This window comes from Formosa sp. Hel1_31_208 (genome assembly GCF_900104785.1).
Classification (GTDB): Bacteria; Bacteroidota; Bacteroidia; order Flavobacteriales; family Flavobacteriaceae; genus Psychroserpens.
In genome coordinates this window covers 1866148-1890896 of sequence record NZ_LT629733.1, presented here as the reverse complement: position 1 = coordinate 1890896, position 24749 = coordinate 1866148, and the positions used below count along the sequence as shown (strand labels likewise).

The window sequence follows — 24749 nt, the reverse complement described above, 5'->3', positions numbered from 1 at the left end:
GATCAGCCTTTTAGCTCTTTATAAATAATGTAGAAACCCATAGCAAGCACAAACCAACCGAAACCTTTTTTAAGTTTTTTACCTTCAATAAATTTTGAGAGGTAAATCCCCAAAAAGATTCCAATTATAGAAACCCCAGAGAACGTTAATAAAAAAGCCCATTCTATATCGAGGTTTTCAACATCGCCAATAAAGCCTATTAACGATTTAATAGCAATAATAAGAAGTGAAGTCGCTACCGCTTTTTTCATGGGTAGTTTTGCTAATAATACTAATGCAGGAATAATTAGAAATCCTCCTCCTGCACCCACTATACCAGTTAAAACACCTACAACAAACCCTTCAATAATTATTAAAGGATAATTATAAATGATTATCGAATCTTCTTCTGAATCCCCTCGTTTACTTTTAATCATTGAAACAGAGGCTATTAACATGATTAGTGCAAAAAATAACATAATACCAATATTTTTGGTAATCACGAAATCACCTACAGTAAAAAGCTCCTCAGGAATTGCAGGGACCAAATATCTTCGAGTTATGTAAACCGCTATAAATGCTGGGATAGCAAAAACGATAGCCGTTCTAAAATCCACCAAACCTTTTTGCATGTTTCTAATTGCGCCAACCAAAGCCGAAACACCAACCACAAACAAAGAATAGGCCGTCGCTGTTACAGGATTTATAAACATTAGGTAGACTAATATTGGCACTGTTAGAATTGACCCTCCACCTCCAATAAGACCTAATACGATACCTATGAGAAGTGCTCCTAAATAACCAAGCAACTGTTGAATGTCCATGAAAAAAATATTTCACCCAAAACTAAAACGTATTTGAATGCTGTTTCGTAACAAAAGTTACATTTATAGCTCTATAACTTTAATGTTATTTCTGTGAAGTTCTATTTTACCACTGAGTGCCAATTTCTTTAACAACCTCGAAATCACAACTCTAGAGGTATGAAGGTCTTGCGCAATTTCCTGATGAGTCACATGAATTACTTCATCATGATTAACCATGGCCTTATCTTTCAAGTATTTAAATAAGCGATCATCCAGTTTCAAAAACGCAATAGTATCGATAGCTTGCAGTAATTCTGACATTCGATCATGATAGCTTTGTAGAATAAATCGTTGCCAACTTTTATATTTACCCAACCATTCTTCCATTTTTTGAACAGGTATCATTATGAGTTTTGTGTCTGTCTCTGCCACAGCTCTAATTTCACTTTTTGATTGTCCGAGGCAACAAGATAGCGTCATTGCACAGGTATCTCCTCGTTCGATAAAATATAAAATCAACTCATCACCATGAGTGTCTTCTCGAAGAATTTTAATAGCTCCACTTACTAAAAGCGGCATAGACTTTATATAGTCTCCAATTTCAATAAGCGTATAGCCTTCAGGTACATCTTTATAGGTACCAACGTTATTGATTTCCTGAAGTAATTCCTCTTCAAATAAATAACCGTAGTTTGCTTTTAATTCTTCGATCATAAGATGTTTTTTCGGAGACTAAAGGTAGGAATTGTCATTCACAATATGAATTATTCAGATCAACAATTTATGAAACAGACTATCTCTGCTAATTATAACACCTATTTGATGATCAATTTTCTAATATGTTCTCGCTTACCGTCAGAAATTTTAACCATATAAAAACCAGAGTTTAGATCTAAGGTGATCTGTTGCGAGTCTCGGACATCACTATTAAAAACCTTCTGACCACTGACATTGAATATTTCTAATATTCCGTGTTCAGCAAGCCCTTTTATTGTTATGGTACCATTTGTAGGGTTTGGAAATATAAGGATATCCTGTGGTGAATTAACTTCGGAAATATCAAGTGTATCATCAAATGAAATTTTAAATAATGTACCATCAAAAATATTGACGTAGTATACAAATCCGTCCAAAGGGTTTTGCATCATATGAACAATTCCTGAACCAAATCCTATAGGTGCCAATTCTGAGATATGACTAATCCAATTCTCAGTCCCATCGGTTAGAGTTGCTACATTAATCCAATTACGAACATAATCTGTAAATAGATATTTACCAGCCATATTGTGACCTAAAGCATTACCCTGAATATAAACCCCTGCAATTGCTGTATTACCTCTAAACTCTACACCCGTTGTTGGTGAACCAAATCCACCTACTCGAGGTGCCACAGGCACCCCAAAAAGAAAGGCTGGTACGCGTGCTTCATTTTGTCCGCCATGTCTCCACGCTACCTCTGGTCTATCATGTACAAATCGTCTAAGTGCTGAATCTGTATTGTCGGTAAATGAATTTGGTTGCGGACAATTATCAGCAAAGAGCACGTTTCCTTCATCAGGGTTTGTTGTACCACTATTAAAGTATTGATCATGTATCGTTTGCCCTTCATACAAAGGCCATCCACCGTTCAAGCCGCCTTTATCAAAAATATGAAGGTCTTCCCATGTTCCCCATCCAACATCGGCGACATGAATTATACCTGGGTTTCCATCGTTAGGATTATTACTTCCACTTCCGGGTTGAATAGACATTCGAAAAGGATGTCTTAATCCCATAGCCCAAACTTTAGACTTCACTGAGCTTGAGTTACTAGCCTCAAAAAACGGATTAGATGGCACGCCATAGCCTGTTGTAGGGTCTAGACGTAATACTTTTCCACATAAGGACGTGGGCATTTGACTTCTGAAAGCTCCAACGTTTTCTTCAGGTCTTAGTATGCCATCATTTATGGCTTGTTGGAAATAGGTTTCACTGGCACTTCCCGTATCCAAAGAGCTATAACTAGCATTATCTCCAGTAGAAACTAATAAAGTACCATCATTTGCAAATAGAACAGTTCCTCCTGCATGGGATTCATGGGTTAATGGAACACCTGTTGATGGCGAATCACCCAATAAGACCATACGTGATTGATAATTTGCTGTTAAGGGTGAACTGCCAATATTTAGCTCATAGCGGGTTAATCGGCTAATAGAGGCTTCATAATAATCGTTATCGTTTGGATCATAATCTGGTGTTCCGAAGTCCATTAAATGTTCACGATCTACCATATAATACATATAGACCAGTCCATTCGTGTCAAAATTTGGATCTAAGCAAAAACTGGCAAATCCAAAGTCTCTCCAATCACCAACTTCATCAGATATATCCAATACAGGTGTTGCTTGCTTGACATAAGTTGAACCATTCCAATTAGACACATAAACATGTCCGCGTTTTTCCCAGACGAACATTTTGGTTCCAGCCTGATTAAAAACGACACCCATAATTGTATTATATCCCGACTGTACTTCGGTTGCAGAATATCCAGCTGGTAATTGGGCAAAACCGTTAAAAATGACACACAAGAACGCGCCTATTATTAGGATAAATTTTGAATTAAACATAAATTGATAACGCCTCATAAAACAGGGTTTAAGAAGTTGGAATTAAAAACTGGCTATCAATCAATATTAAATATAATACTTTAAATACAAAGTTGAATGAATATATCGAGCAATTGACAAAAACACCTGCGAATGTTCTAAAACTCTATGATTTAAGTGTTTAAACTTATCATTACACAGGTTAGCCTTTCAAAAAGCATCAATTGAAAGTAAGTAATATCAAGCCTTAAGAAGGTTATTTTGTAGTTCCTCTTAAAATTAATTTTGTTTTGATGGTTTTGGTTGTGGTGTTGCTCTCTGTTTTATTATTTAGACGATCTATAAGCAGATTTACAGAAGTTTTACCAATGTCTAAAGTGTGCTGTGAAACTGTAGACAGTTTAGGCTCCGTGAATTGGAGTACATTTTCATCTGAAAACCCAATTATTGATAACGCCTGTGGCACTTTGTAATTAAGTTGTAGTGCCTTGTTTAAAGCAACCACACCTGATGTATTGTCAATAGAAATAATTCCGTCAACGCTAGGGTTTTTTACAAATAAATCTGAAACAACATCTTCAACCCTATTGTGTTTATTTATGGTTAAAACTTTGGGCTCATTTTTATAACCCTTAGAATCTTTCAAAGCTTGTAAATAGCCATTGGTTCTTAGTTTACCAACACTTAAGTCTTCAATATCGCCAATTAGGACAATATGCTGTCTGCCTTCGGAAAGCAGATGACACGTTGCTTCATAGGCTGCACCAAAGTCATCAATGACTACTTTATCACAATCAATGTCCTCAGAAACCCTATCAAATAATACAAATGGTATATTTTGGCGAATTAACGCGTTTAAATGGTCAAGATTGTTTTTAACTTGTGTTTCTTCCGCAATAGATATGATAAACCCGTCTACACTTCCATTTGAAAGTAGCTGAAGACTATTTGCTTCTTTAGATTCTAATTCATTAGAAAGACAGGTAATAATATTATAACCTTGTTTTGAGGCTTCCATTTCGATAGCATAGAGCGCTTTCGCGAAAAAGTGATTCAAAATGTTTGGAATAATAACACCGATAGTGTTGGTCTTGCTTTTTTTAAGGCTTACCGCTAATTTATTAGGCTTATAATTTAGAAAGTCTGCTAGGGTTTTTACGCGTTCAATAGTTTCTTTACTAATTTCATCACTATTATTCAGTGCTTTTGAAACCGTCGATACTGAGACGTTTAACTGTTCCGCTAAATGTTTTAATGTGATCATAGTAGATTACTTTTAATTGCGTTTATAAAAAATCATAAAGTCTGATTATTATGAATCTTAAATGTACTTATTTTTCTAATTGCTTTATAGCTCGATCTGTCTCCGTTACTGGGAGTTTACAACTCCCATTAACACATACATATATATATGTTTCATCATCATTATACTTACTATCTAATAGTGGCAACTGACTATTACTGGTTGCACCAGCTATTAATATATTAGGTAAGTAATGTCTATCTAATTCTTTTAATTTTGCATGAGCATTAGGTCCTGCAAGGGCGACTTCATAGTACGGGTTTGCATAATTTATATATAATTCTAACCAATTTGAATAACCTGATGGTGTATCCATAATTGAAGAATTCATATTACTCAGCATTTGCTTAGCCATATTTGAATAGGTCGTATTAGCATAGTAATGTCCGAGTTTAAAAAGGTTTTCAGCAAACACAGAGTTCGAAGAAGGGATTACATTATCAATCACCTCAGTTTTTCTGGTAATTAAGTTAGTTTCAGTATCAGACGTGAAATAAAACATACCGCTCTCTTCGTTTATAAAATGCTGTATGCTATAATCCATTAGTTGTTTTGCTTGATGTAGCCATTTTTCATTAAAAGTAACTTGATATAAGGCGATGAGTGCAGATATCGTATGGGCATAATCTTCTGAAAATGCATCAATAGTGCTCTTTCCGTTTTTATAATTATGATACATTGAACCATCATCTTTAATCTGGTGCTCTATTAAAAAGTTTGCATTATTTATTGCTCTATTTAAGTACATCGGTTCGCCCAAGACTCGATAAGCGTCCACATACGCGTTTAGCATTAAACTATTCCAAGACGATAACACCTTATCATCCTTTCGTGGCAAATCTCTTTCATTTCGCGCTGCATTTAGTTTGGTCTTCCAATCAGTCAACTCCAACTTTAGCGCTTCAATAGACATATTATTTTTCTCGCTAAATTCTTGATTAGACTTTGTTTTATAAAGGACGTAATTATCTTTTTCCCATTTCCCAACGGAATTAATATTATAATAGTTTTCGAACAACGTATAATCTTCACCGAGCAACTGCTTTAATTCATCCTTTGTCCACACATAGTAGGCGCCTTCTTCTAGTTCTCCCTCAGCTGTTTTACTATCGGCATCTAATGAGGAGTAAAACGCACCGTTTTCGTCAGTTAAGTCTCTATCTATAAATTCAAGAGTTTCATCAATAATAGTCGTAAAATATTTATTTTTAGTCAATTGATAGGCCTTAGAATACAGGCTTACCAATTGTGCATTATCATATAACATTTTTTCAAAATGAGGAATATGCCATCGCTCATCAACGGAATATCTAGAGAACCCACCTCCAATTTGATCATAAATACCTCCATTAGCCATTTTGACTAACGTAGTTTCTACAAAGTCGTTTAATTGCTCATCCTTATATTGATAACTTGCTCTTAAGAGTAAATTCAAATAATCTGGCATTGGAAATTTAGGCGCGTTTTTTTGTCCACCATTTCGGTAGTCAATATCTTTCTTTAAATCTGAAATAATTGATTCCACTTTTGTTTGATTAAATGGAATCTCTTCTTTATTAACTGTTATAAGGTTAGAATTTTTTATGCCTTCTGTTAAATTTTCGGCATAGGCTATCATCTTTTCAGGATCATTATTATATAAGGTGGATATCTCAACTAAAACATCAGTCCACTGTTCTTTAGTAAAATAAGTTCCTCCAAACACAGGTCTTCCATCAGGTAAGGCGATACAATTCAAAGGCCAACCACCACTACCGGTCATAAGCTGCACTGCATTCATATATATTTGGTCGATATCTGGGCGTTCTTCTCGATCAACTTTAATATTTATAAAGTTTTCGTTCATTAATTTTGCGATTGAATCGTTTTCAAAACTTTCCTCTTCCATAACATGACACCAATGGCAAGCGGAATATCCAACAGAAATAATCATTAATTTATTCTGATCTTTCGCCAATTGAAGCGTTTCCGGATTCCATGCTTTCCAAGCTACTGGATTATAAGCGTGCTGGAGTAGATAAGGACTAGTCTCATGAATCAAATCATTAGCTTTATTACTGTCGGTTTGAGCTAAGGGCTTGCTTTTTTGAGAACAGCTAGTCAAAGTGACTAGGATTGAAAAGTAAAAAAGAATATGTTTCAACATTTAGGTGCCTATTATATTTATTTAATCATAACCATCACATGTGGTGATTTCCTCTACACAAAAATAATGCATGAATAGATGTGAAAGACAAAAAAAGCGTGTTTATATATAAACACGCTTTTTTTATTTTGATAAACTAAATACTTATTGCTTAATAAGCTTCACTGTTTTTGATCCATTTACAGTTGATAATTTAGCTATATAAATACCACTTTTCATGCTTGACGCATCTAAAGTTACATCAGTAGTATTAGGTTTTAACGATAACACCTCTTTTCCTAATATATCATAAACTTCAACAGATGTTATGTTTTGATTGTTTGAAGATTCGATTATCCAATTATTAACTGTTGGATTTGGATAAATTTTCACATTCAAGTTACTTGAAACGTTGTTAATACTCAACGTTTGATCATTATTAACCATGGATACATTATCAATAAAAAGATCAGTAAAAGAACCTGCAAACGCAGCTGTAGCAGCACCAAACTGTAAGGTTATACCACCATCTACATTAGGACCAACATTGGTAGTAAACTCATAACTCGTCCATACGTTAGGGTCTCCGTTAAGAGCAATTGGACCACCACCTAATATCTCTGCAGCAGAAGTTCCACCACCAGCTAATTCTGAAAAAAGCTCTACAAATACTACTCCACCAGGGCCGGTAGTCCCTCTTAAATCAAATTTTATAGTTACCTCATTTCCAGCATTAACTATTCCAATACCTCTATTGGCACTTTTAATAAGACTATTAGTACCTGTTGTAACATTGTTGATATTCGCAGCAAAAGCACCTTCTGATGGGTTAGTCGAAGTTATTGTTTGATTACCTGCAGTACTCTCAAATTGTTGCCAATCAGTATAATCACCGGTCTCAAAACTACCATTACCTACTAATTCAGTTAATTCACCTTGAATTGTAAAGTTGATGGTATATGTTTGGGTTACTGTAGTGTCTTCTGAAGTGACATCAAAGGTTGCAGTTCCTGGAACTGCTGTTGCCTGATTAAGCGTGCCAACCGTTGCATTTGGATTTGTGGTCGATACCGATGTTATCTGCGGTATAGACATCGCATCAGGAAGGGCGATATTATAAGTGGTTGTATTAGGATCAAACCCAGTAATGAGACTATTATCTAATTGTAAATCACTTAAAGTAACATCAGTCAATGTTGGATCGACAGTAGTTTCTGTTAGAGAAACATTATCAATAAAGACAAATCCTGTATCTCCACCCATATCAAAAATAACACGACTTCCTGGAAATGGTCCAGTTGTATCTGTATTTGCTGTGTCAAAATTAGTTGTAATTGTACGTGTAAAAGTTTGTGGCGTATCTGTTAAATCTATAGTTAATGGGTCTGTCCCGTTAAAACCAGCGCCTGCTTGACCTAAACTTGCTAACATTGTTCTAGTTCCTGTAGTAGCATCTGTAAAAGCATCAAATACTAACTCATAACTAGTATTATCCTGAAGAGCAACTACTTGACTCAAATTCACTCGCCATACATCTGTCGTACTGGTGACGTTTGCTTGGAAAACGAAATTTCCCCCTTGATCTACGACCTCTATTGGGTTGTTGTCACCACCAGAGTACCAGTCGCCAGCAACACCTGTCTGGAAGTCACCATTTGTGATCAACTCCTGTGAAAATCCAATCAGCGTGACAAATAAAAAAGCTAAAAAAGTAATTTTTTTCATAATTGTTATTGTTTAATTTAAATTCATAATTTTTATGTTCTACAATATGATGATTATTTGTTATATTAACTGTTAACAAGACCTATACAAAAACCATACATGACAAAATAAAAAAGTCTTAAGAATCTCTTATTTATTAATATAATGTATTGTTAATCAATATAATACAAAAATAATATTTGAATTAACAATACTCGTAGTAACTATACGAGGTTAATTTTTATCATTCTTATTAAAAATTGACAAACTTTTGTCATTGTTTGTTGTAATAATTAATTTTTTATTGTTTGTTTTTAATTGTTTTATATCTCGACTATCTTCAGGTATATATAACCCGCTTTTTTGAGGTGAATAAAATTTAAAATTATTCTGCCCATCTCCAATTAGTACAGTTCCAAAACCTGCATCGTAACGTGTAGTTTCTACCTCTACTCCATAATGATTTCCAACAGTAATGATATCTAAATTGCCATCTTCATTAATATCTAATACAATAGAAGCTTTAATTGGTGATATCTGCGCTTCATTTGGCAATGAGTTTTTAATTAGACTACCATTTTCATTTACTAATATAATACTTTCAAAACTTGTTATTTCGTAAACTATAGCATCATCTACTTTTTCTTTAGGTAAAATATCAATAAGTTTGGAAGAGGCAAAACTATTGTAGTCCTCAAATTTTTTAGCTACATAAGGCATTTGTTGACTTGTGCATTCTCTTCCTCTTAAAGGGACATAATCATCTTTATAAAATTTTGCTAAAACCACATCATTTGTTCCATTGTTGTCAAAGTCATTTGCATATACTTTAAATGGATGTTCTTCAGACGCTTTAAACTTGTTATTTTTTCCGAGATTTCCAACAATATAATCATCATCGCCATCTTTATCTATGTCTTCCGCAGTAATAGACCACCAAATGCCTCTTGTGTTTTTTAGACCAAAAACTTCTGATTGATCTTCAAACACACCATTATTATTTAGCAATAGTTTTATTTCCATCCATTCGCCAACAACAATTAAATCTTCATCATTATCATTGTCTATATCGCTAAATACTGCATCTGTCACCATACCAATATTATCTAAAACAACAGCTTTATCTTTCGAAGCTTTTTTGAATGTACCATTGTTATTGATTAAAAAGTAACTAGACGCTGGATATGTATACTTTCCTGAAATTAATCGAGTTCCGACAAATAGGTCTAAGTCACCATCTTTATCAATATCAGATGATTTGACACATTGTGAGCTCTCGTAAATGTTTGGTAGTGCTTGTTTGTCTTTTAAAAATTGACCTTTACCATCATTTATATAGAGCCTGTCCTTTAGTCTAGTGTCACCTTGTTTAAATTCGCTACCTCCACTGGAAATAAATAAATCCAAATCGTTATCTCCATCTACGTCTAAAAACAAAACTCCTAAATCTTCTGATTGTTTATCAATCGCCCATGGCTGGGATAAATTCTTCACAAATTGACCGTTTTGTTTTTGTAAGTATAAAACACCTACTTGACCAGACGCTCCGCCAATGAATAAATCTTCAATTTGATCTCCATTCACATCACCTATTGCTATAAAAGGACCATTTTGAGAAATATTATGAGGTAATAGTATTTCTTCGGTGAATTCATCGTATTTATTCTCATCATGAATAAAATCCAGCCCTAAATCTTCGGCATTGATTTTTGATAGTAAAGTTTCATCTTTAGAGGTGTTTTTATTAATGGCTTTTGAGTCAGAATAATGTGCAATGAGCATTTCATTTGCTTGAACATTCAGAAAGGTATTAGTTTTACCGTCTGGCCATATGATTTCCACCTTATCTATATTTTTCTCTAGTCCTAGTCCAAATAAAAATTCAGGATTTATGGAAGATAAATAACCTCTAGTTACAAAATTTTCGGACATTTGAGTTTTGCCATTATGACTTATTATAGCTTTAGTTCCATAGCCAAATATGTTTTTTTCTGAGCCTTCTAATCTAATTTTTAAGAAGTTTCCAGTTGCATTGTTTTTATAAATAAAAGCTTCGGAATCTATATTATTGACTACTACATCTAAATCACCATCATTATCTAAATCACCATAAGACATACCATTTGAAAAGCTCGGTGTATTGAATCCCCATTTCTTTGAAACTTTTTCAAACTCTAAGTTTCCCTTATTCCTGAAAGCATAGTTAGAGATAGGTTGAGAAGGGGCTTCTTTACTCATTCTATATAATTCGTCTACAGTCGTACTGTCAGGATTAAGATTACTTAATATATTACGGTAATCATTATTGTCAACATCCTTTTTAATACCGTTAGATACAATTATATCTTTCCATCCATCATTATCAATGTCAGCAATTAGGCTTGACCAACTCCAATCAGTACTTGATGTTCCTGCTAAATTTGCAATATCAGAAAAACTCCCTAAACCTGTATTTAGTTGTAATGTATTCGTCATGTATTGCCTATGACCTCCAGCGTCAAAAAGAGCTTCAAATACTTCAGTGCTCATCGAAGCCATGTTTGTTTTAGCACGGTAATGATCCTCTGGTGTCATATCTGTAGTAATTAAATCTAAAAGGCCATCATTGTTTATATCGCCAATATCAGAACCCATACTTAATTGCGTAATATGTTTTAACTCTTCATTAATAACATTACGGAATGTCCCATCACCATTGTTATAATACATAAAGTCAGGCATGGCATAATCATTAGCAATATATAAGTCAACCCATCCGTCATTATTAAGGTCTGATGCATTAACACTTAATCCATAAGCTAATCTTCTGTCAATTCCCACTTGTAGTGAAATATCTTTAAATTTACCATTATCGTTTCGATACATTCTATCTAAAAAGAACTTGTATTGACTTTTTGGTATTTCTCTTGATAACATTAATTTCTTATCTGGCGGTTGGTTTAATTGATACATATCCAAATCACCGTCATTATCCATGTCAAAAAAAACCGCTTGAGTAGAAAAACCAATATCAGCAAGACCATATTTAATAGCAGATTCAGTAAATGTTAGATCTTGATTATTTATATATAATTGATTTCTTCTGTCTTCAGGATTGAAAGAGCTACCATTTCTACTAACATATATGTCTAAATAACCGTCAGCGTTTATATCTACCATAGTTACACCCCAAGTCCAACCAGAGTTTTTAGCTACTTTTGATGATTTAGTAATATCATCAAATTTTAGATCGCCTTTGTTAAGATATAATCTGTCTGCTACTTGATTTCCGCCAAAAAAAATATCAGGTAATCCATCATTATTAATGTCACCAATAGCAACTCCTGACCCAAGATACATTTGACTAAAATAATAATGATGAAACTGTTTAGATTCTTTAATTGTATTGCTAAAATCAATTCCTGTTTGTTCAGAAGATAATAATTCTAACCCTCCGACTATTTCATCTGCAAAGGGTTTTTGAGGACTTTTATCGCATGATGATACTACAAAAAGAGTTATGCTTAGAATTAATGATATAATCTTGACTTTTTTCATTTTCACTTAACTATTAAATAACACTAAATATAAGGAAAACAAGATTTAATGACATAAGAATGATCCTAATATGAAGTTAAAATTTTAATTTTTATTTGTATCTCAAATTCCTCAATATACTCCAACCTTACCTTTGTCTCCAATTTTTCTCGATTTGCAATTAAAGAACATTAAAATGCTTCGATATTTACTTTTATAGCCTAGTTATTTACGACGCTCCAGCTAAATCTTCCAAACTATTAATAGTTCCCAACTGGTAAGACTGTTTCAAAATCCCCTAATAAATCATGTGTTTTTTACAATATACAAAGTTTAATATATTAACATCGACCAATAAAATTTTGGTTGTCAATAATTTAAAATTCAAGCACATGTGTTATTACAAAATTTACACCTATACAGCTTAGTTTTATCCTTTAACTACTGAAAATTGACAATTCATTGTTGTTATTAGTCACAATAATGAGATCGCTAGCCCCTTGTTTAAATTTGCTGATATCACGACTATCATGAGGAACATAGAATCCACTATTTTTTGGTGACATAAACCTGAAATTATTCTTCCCGTCACCTAAAAATATGCCACCATAACCAGCGTCGTATCTTGTAGTTTCTACCTCTACACCGTAATGATTACCAACGGTTATAATATCCAGATGACCGTCGTTATTTATATCCATTGTTATTGATGATTTAATTGGAGCTATTTGAGCTTCAATAGGGAGTATTTGTTTTTTAAGTTGTCCATTATCATTAATCAGAATAATACTTTCAAAACTTTTGATTTCATAAACAACAGCGTCATTAACTTTATCCTCAGGAAGTATATCGATTAGTTTAGACGAAGCAAAACTATGATAATCTTTAAACTTTTTAGCCACGTATGGCATCTGCTGACTTGTACATTCTCTTCCTCTTACAGGGACATAGTCATCTTTATAAAATTTGGCTAACACAATATCATTGGTCCCATTACTATCAAAATCATTTGCATAGACTTTGAATGGATGCTCCTCTGATGCCTTGAATTTATTATTCATTCCCAGATTCCCAACAATATAATCATCATCACCATCATTATCCAAATCACTAGCCGAGATTGACCACCACATTCCTCGTGTATTATCTAATCCTAAAGATGCATTAGCGTCAATGAATTCTCCTTTAGTATTTTCAAGAACTTTAATTTCCATCCATTCACCAACAAGGATTAAATCGTCGTCATTATCCTTATCTATATCCGTAAAGACTGCATCTGTGACCATTCCTATATTTTCAAGACTAGGCGCTAGCTCTTGAGATGCTCTTTTAAATTTACCGTTATCGTTAAGTAAGAAATAACTTGTTGCAGGGAATGCATAAGCACCTGGTATTAGACGTGTTCCAACAAATAAATCGATATCTCCATCTTTATCAATATCGGAAGCTTTCACACATTGTGAGCTCTGTTTGATTGACGGAAGGGCATTAACATCTTTCGTAAATGTTCCTTTACCATCATTTATATATAGTCTATCTTGTAGTAATACATTTCCAGCTTTATATTCACTACCGCCACTTGCGACATATAAATCCATATCATTATCATTATCAATATCAATAAAAATGCATCCTAAATCTTCTGCTTTTGCATCTTGTTCCCAGACTTGTGACAAGCTCTTACTAAATTTTGAAGATTCATTCTGTAAGTACAAAACCCCACTTTGGCCAACTGCACCTCCAATATAAACATCTTCTAATCCATCTCCATTAACATCTGCATTAGCTATAAATGGTCCGTTTTGTGACACATTATGGGGCAATAATATTTCTTCAATATACTCATCAAATTCATTTTCTTCATGTTTAAAACTTAAACCTAAAGACTCCCCTTTTAATGCCGTTAACAAAGCAGGTGATGTATTGATTTCTTTATCGATTGCCTTAGCTTTAGAATGTTTTGCAATTAAGGTTGTATTCGCACTAACATTCTTAAAGACATTAGACGTTCCATTAGGCCATATCACTTCAACCCTCTCAACTTCTGTCACCTTTCCTAGGCCGAAAAACGAACCGTGCTCTACCGATGACAAAAAACCTCTTGTGACTGCGTTTTCTTCAATTTGTTCATTGCCATTATAGAAGATTTTAGCTTTTGCTCCTATGCTAAATCTATTTTGCTCTGGACCTTCATATTTGATTTTCAGAAAATTGCCATTAGCCTTATTTTCATACACAAATGCTTTATCATCAATATTATTTGTAATTACATCAAGATCTCCGTCGTTATCTAAATCGCCATAAGCCATGCCATTAGAAAAACTAGGTGTATTAAACCCCCATTCTTTAGTGATTTTTTCAAATTTCAAATTGCCTTTATTGTGAAATGCATAATTAGAAATCTTCTGCGATGGCGTGTTTTTACTTAATTCAAATAAGGAATCTATAGTTGCATTTTTACCGAGATTTTTGACTTTATTTCTATAATCATTATTATCAACATCTTTTTTAATTCCATTAGAAATAATGATGTCCTTGAATCCGTCGTTATCTAAATCTACCAGAAGGCTTGCCCAACTCCAATCTGTAAAAGAAATACCTGCAACATTGGCTACATCAGAAAAACTACCAAGTCCTGTATTAATTTGAAGTGTATTGGTCATGTACTGATAATGCGCTCCAGAATTCACTAAGGTTCGGAATGCTTCAGTACTCATTGACGCCATATTTGTTTTTGAACGGTAATGATCCTCTGGAGTCATATCTGTGGTAATAAGATCAATTAAGCCATCATTATTCATATCCCCTGTATCAGAACCCATACTCAGTTGGGTGATATGCTTCAATTCTTCATTAATTACATTTGTAAATGTTCCATCGCCATTATTATAGTACATAAAATCTGGTTCGGCATAATCATTCGCCACATAAAGATCCATCCACCCATCATTGTTGAAATCTGTTGCATTAACACTTAAGCCATAAGCGAGATTACGCGATATGCCCACGTCATTTGAAACATCTTTGAATTTCCCATTATCATTTCTGTACAATCTATCTTTAAAGAATTCAAATTGATTTTGAGGAATCTTATTGATTAATAATAACTTCTTGTCGGCTACTTGATTCACTTGATACATATCAAGATCTCCATCATTATCCATGTCAAAAAATACTGCTTGTGTTGAAAATCCGTAATCTCCAAGACCATATTTTTGAGCAGATTCTGTAAAGGTTAAATCTTGATTATTAATATATAATTGATTTCTACGGTCTTCAGGATTTTCGGAATTACCATTTCGACTCACATAAATATCAAGATAACCATCGGCATTTACATCTGCCATAGTTACACCCCAAGTCCAGCCAGAATTTTTTGCTACTTTAGATTTTTTCGTAATGTCTTCAAATTGAAAATCGCCCTTGTTAAGATACAACCTATCAGCAACCTGATTTCCCCCAAAGAATACATCAGGCAATCCATCATTATTAATATCACCAATAGCTACTCCTGAACCAACATACATTTGGCTATAGAAGTAATGATTGAAGTAAGCGGTTTCATTTATTGTATTACTAAATTCGATACCTGTTTGTTCAGATGCTAAAAGATTAAATCCTCCAGTTAAATTTTCAGGGTACAAATCTCTCTGTACTTCATCTTGGCAGCTAAAAAAAGCACTTAAAACAAGGCAAAATATGATGTGTTGAATCGTTTTGTTCTTCATGTTAAATTAAATTATTTCCATTAAGTAAATATTAAGGGGTGCTAAAAACAAAGCACACATTACATGTGTGCTTTTGATTACGTTTTAAAACTTTAAGTTCTCATGTTTGTCCCAAAGCCCCCAATAAGCACCTACGTCGCCTTCGTCTCCAGTCTTCCATGATTCATCAAAAGAAGAGAAATAGAACACTTCTATTCCTGCCTTAGTTGCCCAGACCTGCGTGTTAATAAAATACTTCATCGCATTTTCTTCGGAAGACATAGCGCCTCTCAAACTACCGCCTTCACTTGGCCAACCTGTTTCAGTGATAATGACCTTCTTGCCTCTTGCCGCATCTGCTGCTTGACCAAACATTTGTTGCATATGGTTTAAGGATCCATCAATATGACACCCTTCCCAATATGGATAGCAATTACTTAAAATGACATCACTAATTTCTACAAGTTCTGGATGTACTGAGAATTCATAATACGCATCAACATATCCAACAGGTATGCCAGGTATAGCATCTTTTACGCGTTGTATATACCCTAATAATTCTTCAAGAGATAGATCATTTCTATAAAGAACTTCGTTACCTACTGCCGCAATATCAACGCATCCTTCTTTCGCCAGCTGAATTAAGCCTTCAATTTCTTTTTCATTATCCTCTTTGTTATCACTCAGCCAAGCACCAACCATGGTTTTCATTCCATGTTTATGCGCTATTCTAGCCACATGCTCGTTACCTTCTATACAGGAGAAAGAGCGTACCCATTTTGAATATGGCTTAAGGATTTTGATTCGACGTTCAACTTGCTCCTCAGTGATAACATCTCCTGGTTCCTGACCGTCTTCATACATACTAAAACAAATGCCATGCATTCCTTTTTTTAATGTTTGTCCCCAAAGTTTTTTTAATTCTTCTAATGAGTATTTACCAAAATCAATTCCTGAATGTTCAGTAAAATTAATTCCATTGTATACGTGATATTCTTCGTCTCTATATGACATTATTTATTATTCTTTTTAATTTAATTTATAGTTCTCCTCTTCGTTTTACTAATTCTACTTTTATTTCTCTAGCCCTATCCTCATTTAAGCTATATTTCATCATGATCCAAATAGCTATAGCGGCCGTAACGGCTGGTATAACAATATCGGCAATTCGTAAATTGGTCATAGTTTCCGCTGTTTGAGTTACTGCACCTTCGTCGAAACCAACTAAGGTTAAAATTGCACCACCTAAAACTAAAGCAATTGCCTGTCCCAATTTTACCATCCACCAATATATGGCACCAAAGGTACCTTCTTTTCTCGGCATACCGTTTTCGAGTTCATCTAAATCACAAACATCTGCCGTCATACTCATCATTAAAGTAAATAAACCTCCTAAACCAAAAGCCATAAATGGGATAGGTAAAAACATTAACCAAGGACCACCTTGGCTCACATCCATACTAAACCATGACATTCCAATGCTATCTAGAAAAGGATTGATTGTATCAAAGATTGAACCCACAAAATTGTTTAACCCTTGGCCAAAACCTGACTGATTAAAATCGGCATTTAATGAATTATCAAAGCCCCACCATTTAAGTATATAACCAACAATAGAGATGACTGTAGAGATAATAAAAGCTTTTCGTTTCCCCCATTTGTTAGCAATTCGAGATATGATTGGAATAACCATAAATGCAGTCACTACAGCCGTAAGTGACGCAAACCAAGCTGGCCATGTACCAGCATCGCCATAGTTACCATTATAGATATAAAAAACTATGATGAAAAAACTAAATGAAGCCACCATTTGAAATCCATTAAATACTAAAAATGTAGCTCCACATAACTTCATGAAAGGTTTATTTTTAGATACTTCTTTGATTCCTTGAAATAAATCTTTAAAGCTAGACCCAAGTGTACTCATGCTTATTTTTTTTCTGTTTTCCATTTTCCCAGCATCAATACCTTTACAGAATAGGGCTGGTAAAACACCAAGGACAGCACAGACTAAACCAACAGATAATGATAATTGGCGCACGCCATTTGCCTGTAATTTTTCGTCTGTTATTTTTTGTAATTCATCTCCTGTAAGCCCCATTTCCCCAATAGATCTAAGTACTTCGTCACTTAAAGAAAATACGGTAGGGTCTGCAATCACTACCCAAAACCAAGGGACTAGCATCCAAGCAATTTGTCCAACAATATTCGCAAATGCCATTAAGCGTGTGCGTTCATTATAATCGGAAGTCATTTCATATCCTAATCCTACTAATGGTGTAGCATACATGGTGTTTCCTATGAGGAACAATAAAGACATTAGGAGAAAATACCAAAAGTTGAACATGACAGAATTGTCTTCACTCAATTGGAATAAAAGCGCAAACAGTATTCCACTTAAAATTGCACCAACAAAAATATAGGGTCTTCGTCTTCCCCATTTTGACTTCGTATTATCAGAAATAAACCCCATTATCGGGTCAGTAATAGCATCAAATATTCTAGGTAAACCACCTAATAAACCCGCTAACCACGGATCCATTCCAAATGCCGTAACCAAAAAGAACATAAATACCGCTAGAGCTCCAGGTAATAAATTTAGCACTAAATGTCCTGAGCCGAAAGCTGTTTTTTGTAAAAAGGGTACTTTGTCTTTCGCTAATGTTTTATAATGTGACATTGTATATCGTTTTAGTTAGTTAGTTATTTTTTATGATTTTGGTATCACAACCGTTTGTATGGCTTGTGCGTTTATTTTAATATTAACATATTTTTCATTTAAGTTTAGGGTAAAACTCTTTGCTGTATTTCCTTCATTAAAAATCGCAACAGCAATAGAGTTATCTGGATTCTTAACTGCCGAAACCATCAAGTCTTTATCGGGATTATCTACTCCAATCACCATTGCACCTGGTCTCATATACTTACTAAAGTGCGCCATGGTATAATATAATGGTGTAAAATACACTTCATCATTATCTGGATCAACTATTACAGGAGCCACGCACCAGTTTTTAAACCAATTTGGACCGCCTTGTCTATCAAGTACCATATTCCAGTCAACCCAACCGTCAACCCAATTATTTAAGCAACCAATGATATCTCTGGCATATCGATTTACGGGTGCATATTTTGGATGCAAGTGTTTTTCTTCTTCTGATGCCCAATCCCAGCCCCAATCTGTAGCTTCTTTAGACCAATACCAGATATCATCTTTCCACTTAGGAACTTCCGAATCTACGCAGCCTTCTGTTTCAATTAAATATTTATCTGGTGCTTTATTATGGGCATATTGTAAAGCTTCAGGGAAAAAATCGTAGGTGCTTTCATACCAATGTATCGCCGTGCCATCGTAATATTTTGACGATTCTTCTGTCGCATACATGACGTCTACCCATTCTTTTACGCCAGCTCTATTTTGATCATATCCTAGTATTATTTTGTCCCCTTTGCCATCAGCTTCTAATTTCGGACCTAAATGGTTCTGAACAAAATCAGTCATTTCCTCAGGTGTAAAATGCATACTTTCCCAGTTATTTCCATTGCCATGAGGTTCGTTTTCAACGGTAAAACCCCATATATCGATTCCTTCAGCTTTATAAGCATCTAAGTATTTGGAAAAAAACAAAGCCCAAGTATCATAATACTTTGGTAATAACTTACCTCCAACCCATTCTTTATTATCTTTCATCCATGGTGGTGCTGTCCATGGTGAGGCAAATATTTTAAATCCGTCTTCAGAAGCTGCCATAGCATCATGAATCATTGGGATTAAATCATCAACATCATCCTTGATTGTAAAATGCTTTAATTCCATGTCCTCTTCAACAGGTGCGTATGAGTACTGGTCCAAAGAAAAATCACATGAATTCATATGTGTTCTGGTTAACGAATAATTTGCACCTTCCTTACTGAAATAAGCTTGAATAATTGTATCGCGATTTGCTTTACTCAATTTATTTAATAAATAAGCCGAGGACTCTGTAAATGCGCCACCAAAGCCAGTGATTTTTTGAAATTTCACTTCGGGATTAAGTGTTATCATCATCAAAGAATCTTCAATAGGAAAAACTGTGATTCTGGTCAATTTATTGCCACTTGCTGACGTTTCGTATACTTCAACCTGCAGCTGTTCTTGTTTTTCATTACAACTCATCATGAGAACTACAAAAAGAGAACAGATTATAAAATTTACTGTTTTCATATGATATTAATTTTAATGGCATCATCAATGTGCCATGACTTCGTTTATTGATGGCGGTACTAAAACATCTTTCATTAATGCTTCTTTATCACCATTATATGTTTTGGTTATTGCATTTCCATTTCTGGTTAGTCCTTCAAAAACACCTTGATCTACTAAATCCCAAATAGGGTATTTTGCTTTTCCATCCATGGTGAATAATCCAAAATGATTTTCAGACCCATTTGGGTGTTGCGCATCTTTCCATTGTTCATTAAATGCTTCAAAATAGAAACATGAAATACCTTCAGTATTCGTCCAATCACGCATTAATTTGTGATATATCCCTTGCTTATACTCATCGGTAGCTCTAGAACCGTTAGGGCCATAAAAACCCTTAGATACAGTTGCCCATCCCGTCTCTCCAATATGAATAGGTTTGTTGACTCCAATACTCTTCATATAATTAGAGACACTGTCATACTGACGTTTTGAGAAATCTATAGCGCGTTTCATAGCAGCGTCTATTTTTTCAAGAGCTGTGAGTTGATATGAATTTTCTGGGACTCCCCAAAATTCAGGATTATAGTGTGTATTATGGTAAGGATATGAATGCATGGAAATATAATCAACTGCCTTTATCAGTTTTTCTAAATCTTCAACATGATACTGGTGTTCACCTCCACCCCAAGATGCAAAGTCATCAGAGCTTGTAATCCATAAATCTTTTGGGAGTTTTCCCTTTTTCTTTAAATCTTGCAAGTGATTTACCCATTTTAAGATGACGTTGGGTTGTACAAAATAACTTGTTGCCCATTTCACCATAGCTTCGTTACCTACAGCTAACACTTTTACAATATCTGGGAATTGATTTGCAAGTGCAGCCGCTCTTGCAATTTCTCCTTCATTATGCTCACTCTCAACATTGTGATCTGGTTCCTTATCTGTCCATGCATTTTTACAATCGATCCAAGCTCCCAGCATTACATACATTTCAAAATTTTCATCCTCCTCCTTCATCTGTTTTATAGCTATTAATAAATTAAAGGCATGAGGTAATTGTAAGTTGTATGTTCTTAACACTCTAATATCCATAGCAAAAAGAATTTTCAAATCTTCCTTTAACTGTGCTATAGTTGGTTGTTCTTGTCTTGAGTTTTCACGGTAACCACCATAAGAAATCGCTTGGTATTTGGGGTTGCCTAAAATATCTTTTGCAGTAATATATTTTTGGGGTTGCATTTCTTTATCTTTTTTAGATTTTTCAATACAAGACAACGCAAATAATGTAATTACAGCTACACCAAATAGGATTAATCTTGATTTCATTTTTTTTTATTTTAACTGATTTATCTGAATAAAAACTTTTACAAATTCGATATCATTAGTTCTGTTAAATAACATTTGACTTATGTCTTTACTAAGATTTAAACTATTAAAAGAAGCTGACGAATTATCTTTATAAACAACCTCTATACTATTATCAGCTGCGATACTATAAATTATTGGGACTTGACAATAGGTAAATGCTAATTCATGTATGAATATTTGAATTTCTTTACTGTTTTGCTCTAAATCAATATAATTAAATATTTTAGGACTCAATAAAAACCTCTCTTTTCTCAACAAGCATGGATTGAATGTCACTTGTCCATTTTCAACAAATACACCAAGTTCACCGATACGAGATAAAATATCTTCTTTTACCTGTCCCGTCATTCCAGGCTGTTGTGCTCCTTTTCCGGCCGGTGTATGTGAATATGGATCTGTAGGAAATGCGCCATATAGTTTTGGAGATTTATGTGCTCCGATGCCTGCGTTTATTTCATAAAAATGCTCTAATAACCTTCCTGTTACTTCATCACTTTCATTATCCTTGATAGCTTTTAAACAGCATTCTTGCACCGCTAGCTGAAGTTTAGAAACCATATGCCAATAAATTGAACCAAGACCTTCATAACCATAAAACGTACCAGAGCGTCCAGTAAAAGCTTTGTGATTAAAAACTTCTTCAAATACGTTGAGCAGTATGGGTCTTTCTTTATTGGCTAGATTACTATATTTAGTGTTTTCTAACTTGGTCAGCGCATTATCTAGACTATTGGCATTATTGAAATTACCGTTAAAATGATAAGCGCCATTGATATCTTTAGTTATAATTTGTTTATTACCCTCCTTTATCAATTGCTGTAAAAGTTGAGATTGCTCTACAGCAACATTAGGAATTGTATTCTTTACCATGAATCTAGGTAAGTTCTTATTTGGGTAAAGCACATAACTGTATTGATCTGCTCTAAACAATTTGCTCTGTTTAAGTGCGTCTAGTAGACATAAGCTGTCAGTAGAACTCAAATAGCCCGAGCTTAAAGCCGCAACTTGACCTTCTAACATTTCATCTAAGTAAGAAATAGAAATTTCAGATTGACCATTTACTGTCATTAAGTTATAAGCATGATACAAATTATCATTTCGTTTATTAGCATTAATTGTATGCTCTAAATACTTCTGTGTAATAGTAACAAAATGTTTCAATTCATTTTTTGAAACAGTTCCTTTATCACCAGTAAAAGCTTCATTGTAAATCTTATGCCTATATGTGCTACCTGCTTCGCCTAAACCGTCTAATACTGTTTTTCTATCCGCATCAGAAACTGACCCGTTTAGGATATGTTGATTCGCATTTAAAGTGGATACAACATCATTAAAGAACGTTAATAATTCTTCGGAAATAGCAGTATGCTCAATATCTGTATGATTGATTACATTTTCAAAAAAATGCAAAAAACGTCTGAGGTAATATAAGGTAACCATAGAAACACCATTACCTACTAATGCGTTATTAGCATCATTCCATTCTGGACGCTGAGTATTCAACCAGATACCACCTTCTGGAATAAAGTTTGAAACTTTAGCTAAGACTGTTGCCAATATCTTTTCTACAAAGTTCACTTTACAAATAAAGAAATTCTGATCTCTGAGTAATGCTCCATCAGCTCCTAACTCAGATCGTTTGATATGAATCTTTTCATCCAATTCTTCATCAAAATCTATAGTATCCTTTGGATTCTTAAGTGTATCTTGATAGCTCTTTATCTTATAAGGGACGTTTGCGTATACAAAAAGATCTTTATTGAAATAGCTGCTCAGTTTTCCAGGTTTATGATCTTCAATGAACTCCAGAAATTTCAACAAATAAATAATTTGATGATCTCCCCAATAGCCAATATATGACCAAGGATCATCTGGTTCTATTGTTTCCCAGTCAAATCCGTCTTTTGTTACGCGATACGGATTATATCCATCAAAGGTGGTTGCATTCAAGAATTTATGAATCATACTCTCAATATACTCAGGATATGCATGAGCTAAAGCTTCCCAATTTTGAAATATATCACGCCAATTTCCCTCGTAATCTAATATTTTAGATCCATCAATTTCATCACGCGTATTGATGGAAAATTTATTCCAAGGTCGACTTGGATCACCATGTCGTCTACTGAATTTCAACGGCATATATTCTAAACAAAGTCTCCGGAAATTTTTATCGTCACTTTGGTAGGCTTTGTCTTTAAGTTGATCTAAACTAAATAATTCTGGAAGCTCATTTAAAACCGCCTTTGCTTTTGAAAACACTTTTTTATTAGCTTTAGACAAGTAATTACTAAAATCACATTTTTCTATTTGGTAGTTATTATCAAAAATTCCACCGCGCATGATATTGAACAAGGTATTAGCAAAATGTCGCGTATCTCTTTGCCTATCCTCTGTTAACTGTAATCCATCTGACGATGCATTAAGTTTTATCAATCGGTGTGTTCCAATTTCTATATCGGCATTAACTGCCTCTTCTAACTGTTCGTCATTTTTAATGCGGTCAATGATTTGAGCTATTGTAACATGATCCTGATTAACATTACCTACAAGCATCCAATCTTTTTGAGACTCTCCAGATAGTGTTATGTCTGCATGAATAAAATATGCGCCTTTTTCAGCACGAACGTCAATTTCTTCTTGAATTTCTTTTCTATGTCTAAATGCCTTTAGCTGCAATGACGACAACAAATATTTAGAATTTTGAAAACCTAAAGACCACGCGATATTAGCTTTAAGAGCTTCACTTGGTTCTGCTTTATCTACAATAATTGCACTCAAAGCAAAAATACCTAGTCCAGCTTCTTTTTCTAGTTCACTTTTTTTGTAAGCATCAACTAGGTTACTTACTCTAACTTGTGTATCAGACGGCACACCATAAGGCATTATGTTTTGAAAGCCATCAACCAATTCGATATGAACATCACCCTTTGAATTATTGCTTAAAGTTGATTTTTTTACAAATCCAAACTCATTACTTGAATTCCATTGGTATCTAAATGTTAACTCAAGGTCATGATTAACTTCTTCAAATATGACTTTATTTCCGTAGATGTTTTTGTATAAATTACGGGTGATATGATAAATACCTTCTTGACGTATTGAAAACGGCTCCCAAAGTTTTGTTTGCTGGTTGGTCCTTACTAGAAATATAGATTTACTTCCTGTGATTTCTGCAGATTCGGTTATTTTATCATCCGTGTAGTATGGGAAAAATGCATTTTCACTATCCTTTCTACCTGCACTAAGTCCGCCATTGCTTGAAATAAACATCCAATGATTAGAGTCGCTAACGATGCTCATAAAAAACGGACGCATGTCATCACTATTTGAAATTTTGTAATAAACATCGTTATCTATTTTAACTTGTTGCATTGATTTTTCAATAGTGGGGTTTTTTTGACTCATTATATATGATGTACTTTGGGTTGGTATTTCCTATTATTATTTTATATAAATACGGCTTTAAC

13 protein-coding genes are annotated in these 24749 nt (G+C 34.1%); all 13 read right to left on the bottom strand.

The window, feature by feature from the left end; translation table 11 throughout:
- Positions 1-2: 2 nt before the first annotated feature.
- Positions 3-803, bottom strand: a complete 801-nt coding sequence (locus tag BLT57_RS08510; protein ID WP_091424881.1) for a sulfite exporter TauE/SafE family protein — start codon at positions 801-803, stop codon at positions 3-5.
- Positions 804-866: 63 nt separating this feature from the next.
- The gene (locus BLT57_RS08505) at positions 867-1499 is read right to left on the bottom strand and encodes a Crp/Fnr family transcriptional regulator (protein WP_091424880.1); all 633 of its coding nucleotides are present in this window, start codon (positions 1497-1499) and stop codon (positions 867-869) included.
- A 101-nt stretch (positions 1500-1600) separates the two neighbouring features.
- Complete coding sequence (locus BLT57_RS08500; RefSeq protein WP_091424877.1) at positions 1601-3409, bottom strand: PQQ-dependent sugar dehydrogenase; 1809 nt, start codon at positions 3407-3409, stop codon at positions 1601-1603.
- Between the two features lie 217 nt (positions 3410-3626).
- The gene (locus BLT57_RS08495) at positions 3627-4634 is read right to left on the bottom strand and encodes a LacI family DNA-binding transcriptional regulator (protein WP_091424875.1); all 1008 of its coding nucleotides are present in this window, start codon (positions 4632-4634) and stop codon (positions 3627-3629) included.
- Between the two features lie 67 nt (positions 4635-4701).
- A complete protein-coding gene (locus BLT57_RS08490; protein WP_091424872.1) occupies positions 4702-6819 on the bottom strand; it encodes a thioredoxin domain-containing protein in 2118 nt (705 codons plus the stop codon).
- 144 nt (positions 6820-6963) lie between these two features.
- Positions 6964-8523 carry a T9SS type A sorting domain-containing protein gene (locus BLT57_RS08485; protein WP_091424870.1) on the bottom strand — a complete coding sequence of 520 codons (1560 nt, stop codon included), beginning with the start codon at positions 8521-8523 and terminating at the stop codon, positions 6964-6966.
- A 213-nt stretch (positions 8524-8736) separates the two neighbouring features.
- A complete protein-coding gene (locus tag BLT57_RS08480) occupies positions 8737-12039 on the bottom strand; it encodes a VCBS repeat-containing protein (RefSeq protein WP_091424867.1) in 3303 nt (1100 codons plus the stop codon).
- 416 nt (positions 12040-12455) lie between these two features.
- Complete coding sequence (locus tag BLT57_RS08475; RefSeq protein WP_091424864.1) at positions 12456-15746, bottom strand: VCBS repeat-containing protein; 3291 nt, start codon at positions 15744-15746, stop codon at positions 12456-12458.
- 84 nt (positions 15747-15830) lie between these two features.
- Positions 15831-16739 carry a glycosyl hydrolase family 17 protein gene (locus tag BLT57_RS08470; protein ID WP_091424862.1) on the bottom strand — a complete coding sequence of 303 codons (909 nt, stop codon included), beginning with the start codon at positions 16737-16739 and terminating at the stop codon, positions 15831-15833.
- Between the two features lie 25 nt (positions 16740-16764).
- Positions 16765-18405: an MFS transporter gene (locus tag BLT57_RS08465; RefSeq protein ID WP_091424859.1), complete on the bottom strand. Its 1641-nt coding sequence runs from the start codon at positions 18403-18405 to the stop codon at positions 16765-16767.
- Between the two features lie 30 nt (positions 18406-18435).
- Positions 18436-19884: a glycoside hydrolase family 30 beta sandwich domain-containing protein gene (locus BLT57_RS08460; protein WP_369825405.1), complete on the bottom strand. Its 1449-nt coding sequence runs from the start codon at positions 19882-19884 to the stop codon at positions 18436-18438.
- Positions 19885-19953: 69 nt separating this feature from the next.
- Positions 19954-21237: a glycosyl hydrolase family 17 protein gene (locus BLT57_RS08455; RefSeq protein WP_091424854.1), complete on the bottom strand. Its 1284-nt coding sequence runs from the start codon at positions 21235-21237 to the stop codon at positions 19954-19956.
- A 6-nt stretch (positions 21238-21243) separates the two neighbouring features.
- Positions 21244-24687, bottom strand: coding sequence for a hypothetical protein (locus BLT57_RS08450; protein WP_091424853.1), 3444 nt, complete (start codon positions 24685-24687; stop codon positions 21244-21246).
- Positions 24688-24749: the final 62 nt, after the last annotated feature.

Excerpts from the sequence above, each read along its gene's own strand:
- BLT57_RS08510 (WP_091424881.1), bottom strand. The coding sequence starts at position 803 with ATGGACATTCAACAGTTGCTTGGTTATTTAGGAGCACTTCTCATAGGT.
- BLT57_RS08505 (WP_091424880.1), bottom strand. The coding sequence starts at position 1,499 with ATGATCGAAGAATTAAAAGCAAACTACGGTTATTTATTTGAAGAGGAA.
- BLT57_RS08500 (WP_091424877.1), bottom strand. The coding sequence starts at position 3,409 with ATGAGGCGTTATCAATTTATGTTTAATTCAAAATTTATCCTAATAATA.
- BLT57_RS08495 (WP_091424875.1), bottom strand. The coding sequence starts at position 4,634 with ATGATCACATTAAAACATTTAGCGGAACAGTTAAACGTCTCAGTATCG.
- BLT57_RS08490 (WP_091424872.1), bottom strand. The coding sequence starts at position 6,819 with ATGTTGAAACATATTCTTTTTTACTTTTCAATCCTAGTCACTTTGACT.
- BLT57_RS08485 (WP_091424870.1), bottom strand. The coding sequence starts at position 8,523 with ATGAAAAAAATTACTTTTTTAGCTTTTTTATTTGTCACGCTGATTGGA.
- BLT57_RS08480 (WP_091424867.1), bottom strand. The coding sequence starts at position 12,039 with ATGAAAAAAGTCAAGATTATATCATTAATTCTAAGCATAACTCTTTTT.
- BLT57_RS08475 (WP_091424864.1), bottom strand. The coding sequence starts at position 15,746 with ATGAAGAACAAAACGATTCAACACATCATATTTTGCCTTGTTTTAAGT.
- BLT57_RS08470 (WP_091424862.1), bottom strand. The coding sequence starts at position 16,739 with ATGTCATATAGAGACGAAGAATATCACGTATACAATGGAATTAATTTT.
- BLT57_RS08465 (WP_091424859.1), bottom strand. The coding sequence starts at position 18,405 with ATGTCACATTATAAAACATTAGCGAAAGACAAAGTACCCTTTTTACAA.
- BLT57_RS08460 (WP_369825405.1), bottom strand. The coding sequence starts at position 19,884 with ATGATGAGTTGTAATGAAAAACAAGAACAGCTGCAGGTTGAAGTATAC.
- BLT57_RS08455 (WP_091424854.1), bottom strand. The coding sequence starts at position 21,237 with ATGAAATCAAGATTAATCCTATTTGGTGTAGCTGTAATTACATTATTT.
- BLT57_RS08450 (WP_091424853.1), bottom strand. The coding sequence starts at position 24,687 with ATGAGTCAAAAAAACCCCACTATTGAAAAATCAATGCAACAAGTTAAA.